This is a genomic window from Flavobacterium sp. GNP001 (assembly GCF_054343775.1).
This window is the reverse complement of record NZ_JBTGUX010000001.1, coordinates 1,964,345-1,980,835: the sequence shown is the minus strand read 5'-3', so window position 1 is coordinate 1,980,835 and position 16,491 is coordinate 1,964,345. Positions and strand designations below refer to the sequence as shown.

Below are 16,491 nucleotides of genomic sequence, written 5' to 3'. Positions count from 1 at the left end.
TGGTTTTTTGAATTTAAATTGTGAAATATTTTTAAGTCCTATTATTTTCAAGTAAAGGATGTCCTTGCTTAATGGAGTTTATAACTTTAATAAATTTGTTCGATTACTGTATAATTCCATAATTTTAATCAATTTGTGCTATTTTGTCTATTTCTAAAACCAAGTAAGTAATTTCATCGTACCTCATTTCAATTGCAATAAAAGCTTTAACTTTTTCTTATCATTTAAATAAGAAATAGCTTATTGATTTTAATTATTTTCGTTTAGCTTCCATTTTTACATTTAAAATTTATATAATGCAATTTTACAGTCAGTTATCAAAAATTTCTTTTCTTAGAAAAAGGTATGCCTTCAAATTTTTGTTTGTTGCTTTTGTTGGAATTCACTTGCCTTTAATTGGATTGGTGTTTTTTGTACTTTTTGGCAAAGAGCATTTTTCTGCAGAGTCTGCCATTTATTTCATTCTGGTGGTTACTTTACTTGCCACCTCAATTACTTTATGGGCGCTTAAATTATTAATTAAACCAATTGAATTGGCCTCTAAGGCTTTGAGTAAATATCGTAAAAAAAGAATTATCCCGCAGTTACCTACAAATTTTCAGGATGAGGCAGGGTTGCTTTTGGCAAATATACAAAGTGCTGTTATTGAAAATGAACGTTTTATTGATGACAAACAAGATTTAGTTTATCTTTTATCGCATGATCTTAGAGCTTTTGCTGCAAATGCAAAAACACTTGCAACTTTGATCGTTGACGAAAAAGGATCGGCAGAGGTGACTGAGTTTGCACATTTAATTGAGGATTCAATGACGCAGCAATTAGAGATGATTGGTTCTTTTATTAAACTAATTCATGCAGAAGAAGAGGCATCTAAAAAAAGTAAAAAATTAACCCCTGTTTCTATTGATTCTCTTGTTGCACAAATACAACTTGAAATGGAGGCTAAATTAAAATCTAAAAATATTAAATTTCAACAAAACATAAAATTGCTGTCAGTAAAACTAAAAATTGATGTTGATTTACTGACCAGAGTTTTAGTAAATGTCGTAGCTAATGCGCTCAAGTTTTCATTTGAAAATAGTCATATTGAGTTTTCTGTTTTTGAAAGAAACCAGAGAATTATTTTTGAAATAAAAGATTATGGAATTGGTTTTGATCCTGACAAAGTACCTGAGCTATTTCAAAAATTCACAAGTAGGAGCAGAACTGGTACCGCCGGAGAAAATTCAACCGGTATTGGGCTTTATCTTTGCAAGAAAATTGTAGAGAAGTTTGACGGAGAAATTTCTGCTGTAAGTGTTGGGGTAAATAAAGGAGCTACATTTACAATTAGCTTACCTAGTTTTGACTAAAATGTTTTTATTTGGAAAGTTTAAATTATCTGTTTTTGAGAGAGAAAAGCCTTGCTGATGCTCTTATTGTGCTCCAAAGTGGCTCATGATTTTAAACCTCACAATCTTTTGTTTGGGAAAATTTTATTTTCGTTATAATTACTATGTATTATCGTTTTTTACCTGAAGTACTTTTTAGTATTTGAAAGTATTGTGGACTCTGCATTCTTGGCTTGAGTTCCATTCAATGATTCTCTGCTGCGAAATTTTCTTTTTTTCAAGGTCAGGATTTGTTTTAAAAGCTATGACACTGATACCCACGAATACAAAATTATGGAAAGCATGCATCAAAAATCCAGTCCAAAAGCCGTGACGAACTCTTAAATATCCAATTACTAATCCTAATACTATTTGCGGTGCCACAATAATAGGCGAAAGTAAGAGGATTGCTGGTGTTATTTCAAAATTTACGAGATGAACAAGGCCAAATAGCAGTGCCGAAAAGTAGAAAATCTTCGGGTAAAACCGAGACCATTTGCTGTTCATAGCCAAATCGAATTGGGCTGCTTTTTCCCTATCATAAAAAAGGTAACTAAATCTGATGCTTGTTCCAACTAATAAATTCGTTTCATAGCGCAAATAAAGTCTAAAAATAAGTTCTTCAAATAAAGGGGCAATAATAATAACTAGAAAAAAAAGTGCTGTTGTTGGAACAGTTTTTAATAAGGTTTCGATGGAGTGATTATCGGTATTAATTAATTTAGCATTTTCTAGACCGCCAATAATTAAAATCAAAACGAGCATTACAGGTATTTCAAGTAAAAAAAACGAAAGAACAATTTTAAACTTTGATGCAATTGTTGTAGGCAAAGGAACCTCGTCTTTTGGGTTTTTTAAAAATGATAAAAATTGAAGTAGTTGCTTATTGATGAAATCTGACATTGACAAGGTTTTAATGATTCTTAAAAGTTTTGAAGTCGAACTGTTCCTTACAAAGTTAATTATTTTACTACAAAATCCGATTGAATGTTTGTTTTAGTTTACTAATTCTTTTTTTTGTATTTATAAACTTCTATGATGATTTGTTGAGCATCGCTACGTCAAATTTGTGTTAAAAAAAAGGTTCTAAACAGTTGATTCAAAGACTTCCGTCTATCTTTGATAAAACACATAAACTAAAAACAAACTATTATGAAAAGAAATGCAACCGCTGTTTGGAAAGGCACTTTAAAAGAAGGAGCAGGTCACTTGAGTACGCAAAGTACTGTTCTTCACGATACACAATATTCATTTAAATCAAGATTTGATGAAGGTGTAGGTACAAATCCTGAAGAATTGATTGCGGCAGCGCATTCGGGCTGTTTTACGATGCAATTAACCGCTTATATTTCAGAAGCAGGCTTTGCAATAGACCAAATAGAAACCAAGTGCGATATTGATTTTGTTGATGGAGCCATACAAACCTCTCATTTAACGGTAGAAGCAAAAGTACAGGATATCTCAGAAGATGCTTTTCAAGAATTAGTGACAAAGGCAGAAAAAAACTGTCCGATTTCAAAGTTACTAAACGCAACTATATCGAGCACCGCTACACTTATCAATTAGAACGATTTATTTTTAAAAAAAAAGGCTCAAAATCAGTATGAATTTGAGCCTTTTTTTATTGATTTTATTTCAAACTTCTTTGAATAGCTTTGGTTGCTAGCGGAGCCATAGCTTGGTATCCTATTTTATTGGGATGCACACCATCACCAGAATAAGCTGATTGAAGTCCGTTGCGATCGTCTTTCATTGCAGTAAAATAATCGATGAACTCAATTTCGTGCGCCAAGGCATAACTTTTAAGCATCGTATTAAGAGCAATAACTTTTTCAGCTGGATTTTGATTGGGTTTCCAAGGAAAATCGTAGGCAGGCAGTACACTGCATAATATCACTTTGATGTTATGACTTTTAGCGAGCTCCGCCATAGAAAAGATATTATCTGCAATCATTTCAATAGTTGACGGTCCCGTGTTGCCCGCAATATCATTGATTCCTGCTAAAATATGCACTACTTCAGGCTTCAATGCAATAACATCTGCTCTAAAACGTACCAACATCTGTGGCGTGGTTTGTCCGCTAATGCCTCTGTTGATATAGTTTTTTCCTGAAAAAAAATCAGAATCTGTTGCGCTCCAAAATTCGGTTATGGAGTCGCCCATAAAAACAATTCGTCGAGGGTTCTTGTTGGTAGTAACAAGTGCAGCATTTTGTGATTGGTATTTACTGAAATTTGGCCAATCCTGACCTTGAGCGGTAGTTGTCATGACAAGTAAAATAAAAATTGGAATAAATTTGCTCATTTTCATAAATATAAAGGTTTGCAAAGATTACTGTTTTAGATGGCCACTATTAATCAAACAGGTCAGATGATAGGTATCTGTCCCCGCGATCACAAATAATGGCTACAATCACTCCTGATTCGATTGATTCGGCTATTTTACAAGCGGCCGCTACAGAGCCACCACTACTCATGCCCGCAAAAATGCCTTCTTCACGTGCCAAACGTTTGGTCATAGCTCTTGCTTCCGCTTCGGTTACTTCAATTGTGACGTCTACTTTGCTCGCATCGAAAATTTTCGGCAAGTATTCTTGAGGCCATTTTCTAATACCTGGAATTTGAGATCCATCACTAGGTTGCGCACCCACAATTTGAATAGCTTGATTTTGCTCTTTTAAGAAAGTTGAGGTGCCAATTATTGTTCCCGTTGTTCCCATGGCCGACACAAAATGAGTTACAGTTCCTTCGGTATCGCGCCAAACTTCTGGTCCAGTGGTGTTGTAGTGTGCTTTCCAGTTGTCATCATTGGCAAATTGGTTCAGCATAACATAACCACCTTGAGCTACTTTTTGATCGGCGTAATCTCTTGATCCAATTATTCCCGTCTCGGCTGGTGTTAAGGTAACAGTCGCTCCATAAGCTCTCATGGTTAGAGTTCGTTCAATTGTTGAATCCTCTGGCAGTACCAATTCGATTTCAATATTAAAAAGTTGAGCAATCATGGCTAATGCAATTCCGGTGTTGCCACTGGTAGCTTCAATTAGTTTATCTCCTTTTTTGATGTCGCCACGATCCAGTGCCGCTTTAATCATATTATAGGCTGCTCGGTCTTTTACACTACCGCCAGGATTATTTCCTTCTAGCTTTAATAAAAGTTTGACGTTTTTATTTTTTACTAAGTGACTTGATTCGACTAATGGCGTGTTGCCAATTAATTGAAGTAAGGGGTATGCTTTCATTTGTTATAATTTGTAATGCACTTTTTATCTTTCATTTTAATCATAGTAATTGTAAAGTCATCTTCAGCTTTTGAGAGATGATTGAGACTATTTTATTTGGAAGATTTTCGACTTGCTTTTAATTTTAAAATTTAGATTGTCACGATCTTTTGCAAAGGTATTGAACAATTTTTACACGGCGGTGCGCTTGTGCAAAAAGCTGAAACACGAATTCAATTCAATTGGTTAAAAAAGTTCATTGTAATAAAAGCAGATAGTGAATTTGATTATCAATTACGCACAAGTTTTTCTCTAAAAAATAAATTTTAGAAATGTTTGTAATAGTAACCGACAATCATAATCGATGCGTTAATGACTGCTAAAACAACAATTGCTCTAGAGTAATTTCCTTTTTTATGAACAGCGTTCAGAAGTAGTGAAGCAATAAAAATTAAGCTTGTAAAAATGGCGGGATACATTTCAAAAGCGGCTTTAAATTCTCCTTGAAAAAGCAAGAATAAACTACGCTGAAAACCGCAACCCAAACACTCAATTCCAAAGAGCGTTTTGCTTAAACAAGGCAGCATGAATTTTTGTATTTCTTCGAGTTTCATATTTTACAATAGTACAAAAAAAAGAGAAACTTTTTTGAGATTAAAGGAGGCAATTTTAAATTCAGTACTTTTGGAAACTGATATTTTAAAGATGAAAAAAATAGTACTTCTGATAATGGTAGTTGCAATAGCAGTTGCTTTCAACGAACAGGTAAGCAAAGAAAAAAACGTGTACATAATGGTGGGAGCAATTCTAGTTTTTATGTTTGGCATGATGCGATTAAGCGCTAAAACACCGAGTAAAAATCAAGATAAAAAAGAAGAGCATGATAACTAAAGGCGATCGAGTAGAGGTATTAGATGATGCCATCAGCGGACGCGTGTTGAGCGTTCAAAATAACCAAGTTACGATAGAAACTGAGGACGGTTTTACGATGACATTTTTTGTCAATGAAGTTATTAAAGTAAACGATTCCAGTAATTTACTAAATGACATTAAAAGAATTAATGTAAGTGAGGTTGCAAAGGAGAAAGAAATTCCAAAACCCAGAAGTTTTGTAAAAGAAAAGAAATCGAAGCACGAAATTGCCGCTCCAGAATTTGATTTACATATCGAAAAGTTGGTCCCAAACAAGCGTGGTATGTCAAATTACGACATCTTGACTTTACAAACAGAAACGGCTAAACGACATATTGAATTTGCAATCAGAAATAGAATTCCGAGAATCATTTTTATACACGGAGTTGGTGAAGGGATCTTAAAATCGGAATTGGATTTTTTATTGGGTCGCTATGAAAATATCGATTTTAGAGACGCCAATTATCAAAAATATGGTTTAGGTGCAACCGAAGTTTTTATCAAACAAAGCGCAATGTAAGTGCTCTTTTTTCGCGTTTTTTTGAAAGCAAAAAAAAATCCCAAATCCTAGTTTTAGGGTATTAAATACCTACTAGAATTTGGGATTTTTTAGATCAAAAAAGCAGTGTTTTTTTAACCGATTTTCACTCTTAATTTGTGGTTAAAAGTTCGCCATAAATGTAATTGTCACCTAGTAAAAAATCATTATTTCCTTTCTTCATTTTTACCTTTTTTAGAACAATTGTATGCTTAAATCCGTTACCAAAAGAGGCTGTTGTAACTTCAATTATTCCGCTAGAATTGGCAACTCCAGCTACGCCCAACCACTCTTCATTCACTACAGGTGTAGCAGGATAAGTAGGGTTGCAAAAGTAGTCGTCAGTCAATAAACCTCCAAATAATCGGTAGGTAAGTTTGTTTGTTGTAGTACCAATTAGTGCTGTTCTTGGAGTATTTATAGGTGTCGGTGTATTGCTTATTAGGCTTGGGTCGATGTCTAAAATTAGCGCTTCAGCACTATTTCTGTCGTACAATTGTTTGGATGTAGGACATTGCTTTAAAACTTTGGTGAATGAAAATGGCAAAGGTGTTGCAGTGGTTTTATAGTTTCCAAAAGCAAATGTTTCATACACTTGCGTGCCATTTTCTTTATTAAAAGTAACGTTTTTAAAACTGATGTTGTGATTGTATCCAGTGATTCTAGTACTGTTATCAGTTGTGTTTGGTGGCTTGATTGCTGTAGTGTTAATCACAATTATTCCACCTTCTTTTGCGGTCCATTGGTTGCTTACAATTGGATTTGCTGGCGGTATCGTTTCGCAGAAAGTGGCTGATGTTACTGTTCCTTTGTAAGAGCGGTATAGGATACGATTGGTCGAACTGATAATGATTTCTTGACTACCTTCCTCAGTAGGAAAAGTAATTCCTGTAGCATCAATGATAAAAGCTTCGTTGTCTTTTATCTTGTAAATGATGTTGTTATTAGCACATTTTATAGGATCAACATTGTCAAAACTAAGGTCTTCTTGTACTAAATCTCCGTCATCACAGCTGGTAAACAGTAGTGCTAGTGTTACTAGGCTCAATATTTTTTTCATTTCTTTGGTCTATTTAGAACAAAAATATAATTTTTAATCTGTATCAAATCGATTCCGTTTTAAAATTCCCATTTTTAACAAGATATTGTGTTTAAGGAACCTCTTTTTTGCCTCAAAAGTTTGCTATCAGAAAGGAGTTCACTTACGGATTTAGCCAACATAAATCAGTATCTTTGCACTTATTTTATATCTTTCATGGCACGAAATAAGTATTATGCGGCGGCCTTTGCGGCTTTTTTTATTTGGGGATTTTTTAGTTTTGCTCTCAAACCGCTGCAAAATTATCCTTCACTCGATATTTTGTTTTACCGCGTTTTTTTTAGTGTTGCTACAATGATTTTGATTAACGTACTTTTTAGAAGAAAAGTAGTTACGCAAAATTGGCGTTATTTGCGTTCTTTGCCTATGGCGGAGCAGCGTAATGCTATTGTGATGACCTTGGGTGGAGCAGTATTTTTATCAAGTAATTGGTTCATTTATATTTTTGTAATGAACCATGTAAGCGTTAATGCTGCTTCATTAGCCTATCTAATTTGCCCTATTTTAACCACAGTCTTTGCCTATTTTTTGCTTAAGGAGCAGTTAAGTAAATGGCAGTGGTTTGCTGTTTTTGTAAGTTTTGTGAGTTGTATACTGTTGGGTTTTGGTCATTTTAGTGCTATTTTTTATAGTCTGTTAACGGCAGCCACTTATGCGTTTTACATTATCAGTCAACGAAAAAATACGGCAATTGATAAGTTTTTTGGACTTACGGTACAATTGAGTTTTACTGCGGTAATTTTAGCTCCTTTTTATCCTACATACAGTGGCGCTGTCCCAACCGAGCCATTGTTTTATGGGTGCATGGCGCTTATTGTTGTGTTTTTTACGGTAATTCCTTTGTTTTTAAATTTGTATGCACTGAAAGGAATAAGCTCTTCGGCGGTTGGAATTATGATATATATTAACCCAATCATAAATTTTTTACTAGCCATTTTTTATTACAAAGAACAAGTAAGCTTCGTACAACTATTCTCGTATTTCCTAATCTTAGTTTCGATTGTAATTTTTAATGAAAAGTTATTGTTTACTAAAAAGAAAGCCAGTTTGGTTTAACAAAAGTCATTTAATTGACCTAATTAGTATTAATCACCATGAATAAAGTATATCTCGATAATGCTGCTACAAGCGCCTTACGACCTGAAGTAATTCAAGAAATGACCCGTGTTTTAACGCAAGAATATGGCAATCCATCGTCTACCCATAGTTCTGGTAGATCTGCCAAAAACACTTTAGAATTAGCTCGAAAATCGATTGCTAAAAACCTAAATGCAACAGCGCAGGAGATTATTTTTACATCAGGTGGTACCGAAGGAAACAATTGGATTCTTCGTTCTGCGGTGCGTGATTTGAAAATAACCCGAATTATAACTAGCAAAATTGAACATCATGCGGTTTTGTATGCAGTTTTGGCATTGCAAAATGAATTTAAAATTCAGGTAGACTATGTGAATTTACAAGCTGATGGAACTGTAGATTTGACTCATTTAGTAGAATTGCTTGGTCAGGAACGCAAAACCCTTGTAAGTTTAATGCATGTGAATAATGAAATTGGTAGCGTACTTGATTTGCAACGTGTGGGTGTAATATGTCAAGAGCATTCAGCTTTGTTTCATACTGATGCAGTACAATCAGTGGGGAAATTAGCGCTTGATTTGAGTCAGTTACCCATTGATTTTTTAGTATCAAGTGCTCATAAGTTTCATGGACCGAAGGGTGTGGGTTTTGCTTTTATTCGTAAAAATTCGGGATTACAACCACTCTTTTTTGGAGGTGAACAAGAAAAAGGATTGCGTGCAGGAACCGAGGCTTTACATCAAATTGCTGGTATGGCGCATGCTTTGACGTTGAGTTATGATAGTTTAAGAGAGGATGAACAGTACATTAAATCGCTTAAATCCTATTTACTGAAATCACTTGAAGATTCGTTTCCGGGTGTTAGAGTAAATGGACCAGCAGAAGGTTTACATACGGTTGTAAATATCCTGCTGCCTTTTTCGGAAAGTAAAACGGCGATGATTTTATTTCATTTGGATATGAAAGGTATTGCTGTTTCGCGCGGGAGTGCTTGTCAATCGGGCAGTATAAAGCCTTCGCATGTGTTGGCCGAAATACTCTCTGGTGAGGATTTAAAAAAGCCAAGTTTACGTATCTCTCTTAGTCAATACAACACCAAAGAAGATATTGATCTATTTGTTCAAGCTTTACAAGCTATTTGATCAACTTTATTTTAGTTGTAAAACAAAAAAACTTTTTTCAATTGATACACTCGTGAAATCTTTTGAAAAAAGTTTTTTACCGAAAAAAGATAATAGTGTTAAATTACACGTTTTTTTTGCAGCAGCAATATTACGAAATAAGTTTTTGTAACTCTTCTATTGTAATAGGTTTCACAAGATAATTGCTTACGGCATCATAACTTTTTGCTTTTTCAATATCTGCAGGATCTATAGAGCTTGTCATAATGTAAATAGTTATGGGATTTGCGCTTGGGATTTTGATAAACTCGTCCAAGAAGGTCCATCCATCCCATATTGGCATGTTTAAATCTAATAAAATTAAATCAGGTAGCTTTTGGTTTGCAATAATTATAGATTTCAAATTATCGAAAGCTTCTTTTCCATTTCTGAAAATCATAAAACTTTCGCAAAAGTTTGCAATTTCCATGATGCGTTTTGTTCCAAAAACAAAAATAGGATCGTCATCAATAATACAGGCAATATCAATTTTAGCCATAATTAAAATATATTTTAAAGGTCGTCCCTTTGTTAAGTTCGCTTTCTATTTCTACTTTTCCTCCAAGGGCTTCAATTTGGTTTTTAGTAATAAATAGTCCAATTCCACGAGCATCTTCGTTGCCATGAAAAGTTTTATACATGCCAAATACCTTGTCTCCATTTTTCTTTAAATCGATCCCAATTCCATTATCAGCAATACACAATACAGCGTGATTTTTTTCACTTAGCAAATATAATTTTATTGTTGGTGGGTAAATCGTAGATCGGTATTTGATTGCATTTGATATAAAATTCAGTAAAATGCTATCTACATATGCTGGAATTCCTTTAATATTAATATCATCTTGAATCTCATTTTGGATTTCTACATGAGCGCTATTAATTAATGCTTGTAGATTTTGAATACTTGATGCTATTGAATTTTTAAGATTAATACTGATCAAATTATCGCTTAAAGTAGTATTCATGTGTACTACTTCATTCAAATGAGCAATAGTTTCTTTTAGATTTTTAGAAGCGGTATCGAGTAATTGTATAATGTCGTTTTCTGCTAAATATTTATTTTCGTAAAGCAATAAATCTAGCATCATGGCAATATTCCCAGAATGCGATCGCAAGTTGTGTGATACAATATGAGCGAAGTTTTTCAGCCTTTCGTTTTGATCTTTTGTTACCAATAATAATGATTGTATTTCCTCTTCGGCCTTTTTTTGCGATGTAATATCAATTATTTGGGATATAAAATACAAAGGTTTTTGATTCTCATCTCGAACTAATGAAGCAGCAAGAATTATATGTACAATGTCACCGTTTTTACAAATATATCTTTTTTCGATATGATAAAAATTAATATCACCGGCTATAAGTTCGTTAAGTAGTTTTAAATCAGCATCTAGGTCTTCAGGATGTGTAATGTCTTGAAAAGTAATTTGCATGAGCTCTTGCTCTGTATAACCTACAATTTTGCATAGGCTTTGATTGACTTTCATCCATTGTCCTGACTCATTGAGTAAAGCCATTCCGATAGCGGCATTTTCAAAATTTCCCCTGAAAGCTTCTTCACTAATTCTAAAGGCTTCTTCTGTTTTTTTTCTATCTGTGATGTCTAGGGTATACACGATTAGGCCACCAACATTTGATTTGTCTATATACCAAGGTTTTATTTCCCATTGTAACCATTGTACAGCGCCATCTGCTAGAAAAAATTTCTCTTCGTCATTCTTTTTTACAACTCCAGTTAAACATTCGTCATGAATTTTTTTCCATTTTTCTTCAGATCCGGGAAATAATTCGTAGATAGATTTTCCTTCAGCATAAACACTTTTAATGTTATAATCTAATTGCCATTTTTCGGAACAAGCAATATAACGCATGTTGTTATCAAACATGGCTATTGCGTTAGGGTTTTGTATTATGAATTGTTTATTTAGCTCAAATTTGTTTTTGCTTTCAGTTATATCGGTATGGGTTCCATACATCAATAATGGCTGTCCGTCAACGGCCCAACTAATGACCCTTCCCTGATCAAGAATCCAGATCCATTCACCGTTTTTGTGGCGCAATCGACATTCACAGCTATAAAATTCTATTTTTTTTGTAAAGCAATCTTGAAGTTTTTCCTCTGATTCTTTTAAGTCGTCAGGATGCACGAGGTTTATCCACGTTTGAAGACTGATCGGTTCTAATTCCTCAATTGTGTAACCAATCATCCCAGCCCATCGTTTGTTAAATGTAAGGCCTCCAGTACTTATATCCCATTCCCATGTACCTAGATTAGTGCCTTCGAGTACGGTTTGTAATTTTTCCTTTTCTTTGATTAGGGCAAGTTTAGCCACTTTTTCAGCTGTGATATCCTGAAAAGTTCCGTAGACTTTTACGCATTTTCCATCAACAAATATTGCTTGACCTATTGAACGCACCCATTTTGTATTGTTGTTTACTGTAACAATTTGCAAACGGACGTCATAAGGCGTCCCGTTTGTAGCACACTCAGTAAATTTTGAGATGATTTCATCGCGGTTTTCTCCTGTTTTGAAGAAATTAATTGCAGTTTCAAGTACTGGTTCGTAATCCTGTGGAGTTTCGTGAATTATTTTGGTAATTCTACTCCAATGTAATTTTTGCGCTACTAAATCTACTTCCCAGTATCCTATTAAAGCAGCTTCATTACATTTTTCTAAAAGTTCTTCTTGGTATTTTAAGTCGGTAATATCAATGTGGGCTCCCAACATACGTATTGGCTTCCCATTTTCATCTCGAATGGCTTTTCCACTACATTTTATCCATTTGGTAGTACCGTTTTTATGCTTGTATCTACATACCTGGTCGTAGGGATGATTTGGATCTTGTAAATGTTTAGTCACGTTATTCGTAGCTACGGCTAAATCTTCTGGGAAAATAATGTTTTGCCAAGCACTTGATTTGTGCGGCATTTCATCTGGATTGTAACCTAAAGTGGTCCAAAATTTAGGATTCATCCATTCTTCTTCGGGGTTTTCTAAATCCCAATACCACAACCCATCTAGTGCGGATTGTTGAATAAAATCAAAAATGGAATTATCATTTGAGATTAATTCATAAAGTTCCTTTTTTAAGTAGCTCATTCAGAAGAAACATATAATTAGTATTCAAATGTAATTTTATTTTTTGTAAACTACTAGTTTTGCTAGGTATTATTTGGTAAATAAATAACGACTAAATTTTAAATTAAAGCCTTGTTTTTTACGTTAATTACAATTTTAGAGTCTTTTCTCCACCTGAAAAACTTTATTTTAACGTTATGAATTACATCAAAAATAGCATCCGCAAAATAAATAAGGTCATCAATTTCTCCGTTTTTTATTTATTCCGTTTTGTAAATATGAATCGATTGGCCAACAAGTTTCCACTTTTTCTTTATTTTTTCGAGTAAACGTATTTCATATGAGTATGTTTTTTTACCATCAATCCCAATCGAAATTTCATCATGACTCACCCAAGCTGTTTGTTTTTGGATGTTCATTTTGTAATTACTATTAACTGCTGAACCGCCGTTGCCCATTTTTTGAGGATCTGTAGCTGTCATTGCCGAAGGTGGCACGTCATATGTTTGTCCATCAGCTGTTGATACTAAAATGCGACTGTAGGGTTGAATGTACCAACATTCAGCATGACCTTTTGCATCTTGCAAACGCCAAGTTGATGACTCCTTTTCTAGGAGTTTTTTAATTTGTTCTTGATCTTTTTCTTTTTGCGCAAAAACAATGAAGGCATTTAAAAGCGCTAGTGTGATGAATAACTTGAATTTCATAATGCACTGATTTTTATATTTTTAAAATCTAAGATATAAAAAACATAATAATATTGGATATAAAGTCCTCTTGGTTTGCTCAAGCTGATTGTATAATAGCACTGATTTACTATGGAAATTAAATTCAAATTTTATTCATTTATAAATATAAAAAAAGCCGCTGTAAAGTTACAGCGGCTTACAAATGTATGTAGAGAGCGTTATTTTGGCATTACTACGCTGTCAATCGCGTGAATTACTCCATTTGAAGCAGCTACATCAGCTAAAACTACTGTTGAAGTAGCTCCGTTTGCATCAGTTAAAATTACTTTACCGTCTTTTAAGCTAAGAACGATATTTCCTCCTTGTACAGTAGTCACAGTAAATTTACCGTTTCCTTTGGTAATGGCTTCTGTTACAGCCGCAGCATCAAATTTTCCTGCTACTACATGATACGTTAAAACCGCTTTTAATTTGTCTAAACTTTCAGGCTTCAATAATGTATCTACTGTTCCTGCTGGTAACTTATCAAAAGCTGCATTGTTTGGTGCGAACACAGTAAATGGCCCTTCACCGCTTAAAGTTTCTACTAATCCAGCCGCTTTAACAGCAGTTACTAAAGTAGAGAAGTCTGCGTTTTCAGCTGCTACTCCTACAATGTTTGGCGTTTCAGTTACTACAGTACTATCTACTGCAACTGCAGTTGAATCCAAAGTTTCTGTTGCTTCAGCTGTTTTCTTATCTCCGCAAGATGCGGTCAGCGCTCCAACCACCATTAATGCACTAATTGTTTTTACTAATTTCATAAGGTTTATTTTAGATTGTTAAATTAAGATGTTCAAATGTAGTTATTTAATTCTCTTGTCTAACATATTTAACAAAATATTAAACAAAATATAATATTGCGAATGACCACCTTACATTATACTGAGTTGCCGTTATGGAAAAAGAATTTTTTTTGCTATCAATTGGCTTTTCGCTCTAAATAATACAAAATACAGCCATCTGAAAAATTCGTTAAGTTGATTTTGTTACCAGATACTGTGATCTCAAACATATATCTAACACCATCTATTGAAAGGACTTTTCCTTTTGGTTCTTGTAAATCGGGATTAAAGTAATTTTCGAGCAATAATGAGTAATTGTAGTTCCCCAAAGCATGAAGAGGCGTATCTTTTTTAATTAAAACTGTAGCTCCGTCAAAAGTAAATTCGGTATTACTGCGATCAAGTACAACTGTCGCATTATTTTTTTGTTGTATGACTTGCTTTAAAACCCACGTTCCTTTTATTTGTTTTTCGGGATTTTGAAAATCATCATCAGGATTACAGGAAATAATAGTGAAAATGAAAATACCTAGTAACGATAAAATTTTTTTAATAGTATCTTTAAGTAATTGATTTAGAAAGCAATTTATGAATAAAATTTTGAAGTTACTTTACTTTTTATAAAAAAAAACCGACTTAAAATTTATAAGTCGGTTGTTGTAAAAATTAGACAAATAATCCTTCGATGCTCAAATAATGTTCTCCTGTGTCGTAACAAAAAGTGAGGACGGTAGCATTTTCTGGAATTTCATTTAATTTTTGTGCAACTGCTGCAAGCGATGCGCCTGAAGAAATACCTATAAACATACCTTCTTCTTTTGCAGCGCGTTGTGCGTAGGTGAAAGCTTCGTCTTTGCTAACTTGAATACTTCCATCGAGCAAATTGGCATGCAGATTTGTTGGAATAAAACCAGCTCCAATTCCTTGAATGGGGTGTGGGGCAGGAGCTCCGCCGCTTATAACCGGAGATGCTTCGGGTTCGACAGCGAATACTTTTAAGTTCGGGAATTTTTGTTTTAAAATATCTGCACAACCTGTAATATGTCCGCCTGTGCCTACGCCAGTAATCAAATAATCGATTCCGTCTGGAAAAGCAGCAATGATTTCTTGAGCGGTCGTTTGTTGGTGAATTGCAATGTTAGCAGGATTCTCAAATTGAAGAGGAGACCAGGCATTTGGTAATTCTGCGACTAATTCTTGTGCTTTTTCGATAGCGCCTTTCATACCTTTTTCGCGAGGTGTAAGTACAAATTCAGCACCGTACAAACTCATTAAACGGCGTCTTTCAATCGACATTGATTCGGGCATTACCAAAATCAATTTGTATCCTTTTACTGCTGCTACCATCGCAAGTCCAATTCCGGTATTTCCAGAAGTGGCTTCAATGATTACGCCTCCAGCACTAAGTTTTCCATTTGCTTCGGCATCTTCAATCATAGCCAATGCAATACGATCTTTGATGCTTGCACCCGGATTGGCACGTTCTAATTTGATGTACACGTTGTGTTTTTCGCCAAACAAGCGATTGATTTTTACATGTGGCGTATTGCCAATGGTTTCTAGTATGTTGTTGTATTTTGTCATTTCTTTAAATAGTAAAAAAGTTAATATCCTTGGTTTCCTGTTGATTTAAAACAGTGTTTTTATTGGATTGCATTACAAACGAGTATGGATTAACGCTTTTTGTTATGAAAGTATTTCCACCAATAATACTATGATTGCCAATAATAGTGCTGCCACCTAAAATAGTTGCATTCGCATAAATAATTACATGATCTTCAACCGTTGGGTGGCGTTTTTTTTCTTGCATGCTTTTTTCTACTTGTAAAGCACCAAGTGTAACTCCTTGATAAACGCTGACGTGTTTGCCTATAACGGTAGTCTCACCAATTACGATACCTGTACCATGATCAATCATGAATGGTACGCCAATAGTAGCATTTGGATGAATATCGACACCCGTTTTACTGTGTGCATATTCTGTAATTATACGTGGTAGTAGGCAAGGAGTTCTTTTTGCAATGGCATTGGCAATTCGGTACACTTCAATAGCAAAAAATCCAGGATAGGAATTGATGATTTCTTGAATGCAATCTGCAGCAGGGTCAGTATCCAGAATAGCTTGTGCATCAGCCTGCATGTTTGCGTAAAGTTCCGGTAAACTATTGTAAAACGCCTCAGCATCATCTAAGATGGTGTTCGTAGGTTTGTCTTTTACAATTTCAGATAAAATACTAATAAAATCGGCCTTGTTTTGATTTAGTAATACTTCTATCTGCAGCGTTTCCAAAGCCTTTTCAGGAAATAATATTTTGAATAAATCATCAATCCATTTAATGATTTTTGTCGAATCGATTGCTCGTACCCAATTGTTGTTCTGGTTTTCGCTTAAAAGTGTAGAAAATCGTTTGTTTTTTGGAGTCATTGCTGTAAAATAAGTTCAATAAAAAAGTGGTTCAAACCACCATTTACAAAGATAAAGTAGATTTGATTAGAATGTAGGTTACATTTTGTAAAT

General features: G+C 34.4%; 17 protein-coding genes. 6 read left to right on the top strand and 11 right to left on the bottom strand.

The window, feature by feature from the left end; all coding sequences use genetic code 11:
- The first annotated feature begins 296 nt into the window (after window positions 1-296).
- Window positions 297-1,352, top strand: a complete 1,056-nt coding sequence (locus tag ACXX8U_RS08345; RefSeq protein ID WP_458565456.1) for a sensor histidine kinase — start codon at window positions 297-299, stop codon at window positions 1,350-1,352.
- A gap of 174 nt (window positions 1,353-1,526) precedes the next feature.
- Here ACXX8U_RS08345 and ACXX8U_RS08340 read toward each other — a convergent pair whose 3' ends face one another.
- Window positions 1,527-2,273, bottom strand: a complete 747-nt coding sequence (locus ACXX8U_RS08340) for a CPBP family intramembrane glutamic endopeptidase (RefSeq protein WP_458565455.1) — start codon at window positions 2,271-2,273, stop codon at window positions 1,527-1,529.
- Between the two features lie 249 nt (window positions 2,274-2,522).
- Between ACXX8U_RS08340 and ACXX8U_RS08335 the strand changes: the two genes are divergently transcribed.
- Window positions 2,523-2,936 (top strand): OsmC family protein, encoded by a 414-nt coding sequence (locus ACXX8U_RS08335; protein ID WP_458565454.1) that lies wholly within the window; start codon window positions 2,523-2,525, stop codon window positions 2,934-2,936.
- A 64-nt stretch (window positions 2,937-3,000) separates the two neighbouring features.
- Here ACXX8U_RS08335 and ACXX8U_RS08330 read toward each other — a convergent pair whose 3' ends face one another.
- The 3 genes from ACXX8U_RS08330 to ACXX8U_RS08320 form a co-directional block, all read right to left on the bottom strand.
- Window positions 3,001-3,675 (bottom strand): SGNH/GDSL hydrolase family protein, encoded by a 675-nt coding sequence (locus ACXX8U_RS08330; protein WP_458565453.1) that lies wholly within the window; start codon window positions 3,673-3,675, stop codon window positions 3,001-3,003.
- Window positions 3,676-3,724: 49 nt separating this feature from the next.
- A complete protein-coding gene (cysM, locus tag ACXX8U_RS08325; RefSeq protein ID WP_458565452.1) occupies window positions 3,725-4,612 on the bottom strand; it encodes a cysteine synthase CysM in 888 nt (295 codons plus the stop codon).
- A 305-nt stretch (window positions 4,613-4,917) separates the two neighbouring features.
- A complete protein-coding gene (locus ACXX8U_RS08320) occupies window positions 4,918-5,205 on the bottom strand; it encodes a DUF2752 domain-containing protein (protein ID WP_458565451.1) in 288 nt (95 codons plus the stop codon).
- A 91-nt stretch (window positions 5,206-5,296) separates the two neighbouring features.
- Here ACXX8U_RS08320 and ACXX8U_RS08315 point away from each other — a divergent pair, with 91 nt between their 5' ends.
- Complete coding sequence (locus tag ACXX8U_RS08315; protein WP_458565450.1) at window positions 5,297-5,482, top strand: hypothetical protein; 186 nt, start codon at window positions 5,297-5,299, stop codon at window positions 5,480-5,482.
- A complete protein-coding gene (locus tag ACXX8U_RS08310) occupies window positions 5,472-6,023 on the top strand; it encodes a DUF8465 domain-containing protein (protein ID WP_458565449.1) in 552 nt (183 codons plus the stop codon). The genes ACXX8U_RS08315 and ACXX8U_RS08310 overlap by 11 nt, the downstream gene beginning before the upstream one ends.
- 130 nt (window positions 6,024-6,153) lie before the next feature.
- On the opposite strand, the gene ACXX8U_RS08305 is transcribed toward ACXX8U_RS08310, so the two are convergent.
- Window positions 6,154-7,101 carry a hypothetical protein gene (locus ACXX8U_RS08305; RefSeq protein WP_458565448.1) on the bottom strand — a complete coding sequence of 316 codons (948 nt, stop codon included), beginning with the start codon at window positions 7,099-7,101 and terminating at the stop codon, window positions 6,154-6,156.
- A gap of 195 nt (window positions 7,102-7,296) precedes the next feature.
- On the opposite strand from ACXX8U_RS08305, the gene ACXX8U_RS08300 reads away from it, so the two are divergent.
- Together ACXX8U_RS08300 and ACXX8U_RS08295 are read left to right on the top strand one after the other, a co-directional pair.
- On the top strand, window positions 7,297-8,196 hold the full coding sequence (locus tag ACXX8U_RS08300; protein WP_458565447.1) for an EamA family transporter: 900 nt from the start codon (window positions 7,297-7,299) through the stop codon (window positions 8,194-8,196).
- A 38-nt stretch (window positions 8,197-8,234) separates the two neighbouring features.
- Window positions 8,235-9,359: a cysteine desulfurase family protein gene (locus tag ACXX8U_RS08295; RefSeq protein WP_458565446.1), complete on the top strand. Its 1,125-nt coding sequence runs from the start codon at window positions 8,235-8,237 to the stop codon at window positions 9,357-9,359.
- 130 nt (window positions 9,360-9,489) lie between these two features.
- Here the strand turns inward: ACXX8U_RS08295 and ACXX8U_RS08290 are convergent, their stop codons facing one another.
- The 6 genes from ACXX8U_RS08290 to ACXX8U_RS08265 all read right to left on the bottom strand — a co-directional run bounded on the left by ACXX8U_RS08290 (window position 9,490) and on the right by ACXX8U_RS08265 (window position 16,398).
- Window positions 9,490-9,876, bottom strand: a complete 387-nt coding sequence (locus ACXX8U_RS08290) for a response regulator (protein ID WP_458565445.1) — start codon at window positions 9,874-9,876, stop codon at window positions 9,490-9,492.
- Entirely contained in the window at window positions 9,869-12,481 is a 2,613-nt protein-coding gene (locus ACXX8U_RS08285) for a PAS domain S-box protein (RefSeq protein ID WP_458565444.1), read from the bottom strand. The genes ACXX8U_RS08290 and ACXX8U_RS08285 overlap by 8 nt, the downstream gene beginning before the upstream one ends.
- Before the next feature lie 239 nt (window positions 12,482-12,720).
- Complete coding sequence (locus tag ACXX8U_RS08280; protein ID WP_458565443.1) at window positions 12,721-13,167, bottom strand: endo-arabinase; 447 nt, start codon at window positions 13,165-13,167, stop codon at window positions 12,721-12,723.
- A 200-nt stretch (window positions 13,168-13,367) separates the two neighbouring features.
- Entirely contained in the window at window positions 13,368-13,952 is a 585-nt protein-coding gene (locus tag ACXX8U_RS08275) for a fasciclin domain-containing protein (protein WP_458565442.1), read from the bottom strand.
- Window positions 13,953-14,639: 687 nt separating this feature from the next.
- Window positions 14,640-15,557, bottom strand: coding sequence for a cysteine synthase A (cysK, locus tag ACXX8U_RS08270; protein ID WP_458565441.1), 918 nt, complete (start codon window positions 15,555-15,557; stop codon window positions 14,640-14,642).
- 4 nt (window positions 15,558-15,561) lie between these two features.
- The gene (locus tag ACXX8U_RS08265) at window positions 15,562-16,398 is read right to left on the bottom strand and encodes a serine O-acetyltransferase (protein ID WP_458565440.1); all 837 of its coding nucleotides are present in this window, start codon (window positions 16,396-16,398) and stop codon (window positions 15,562-15,564) included.
- Window positions 16,399-16,491: the final 93 nt, after the last annotated feature.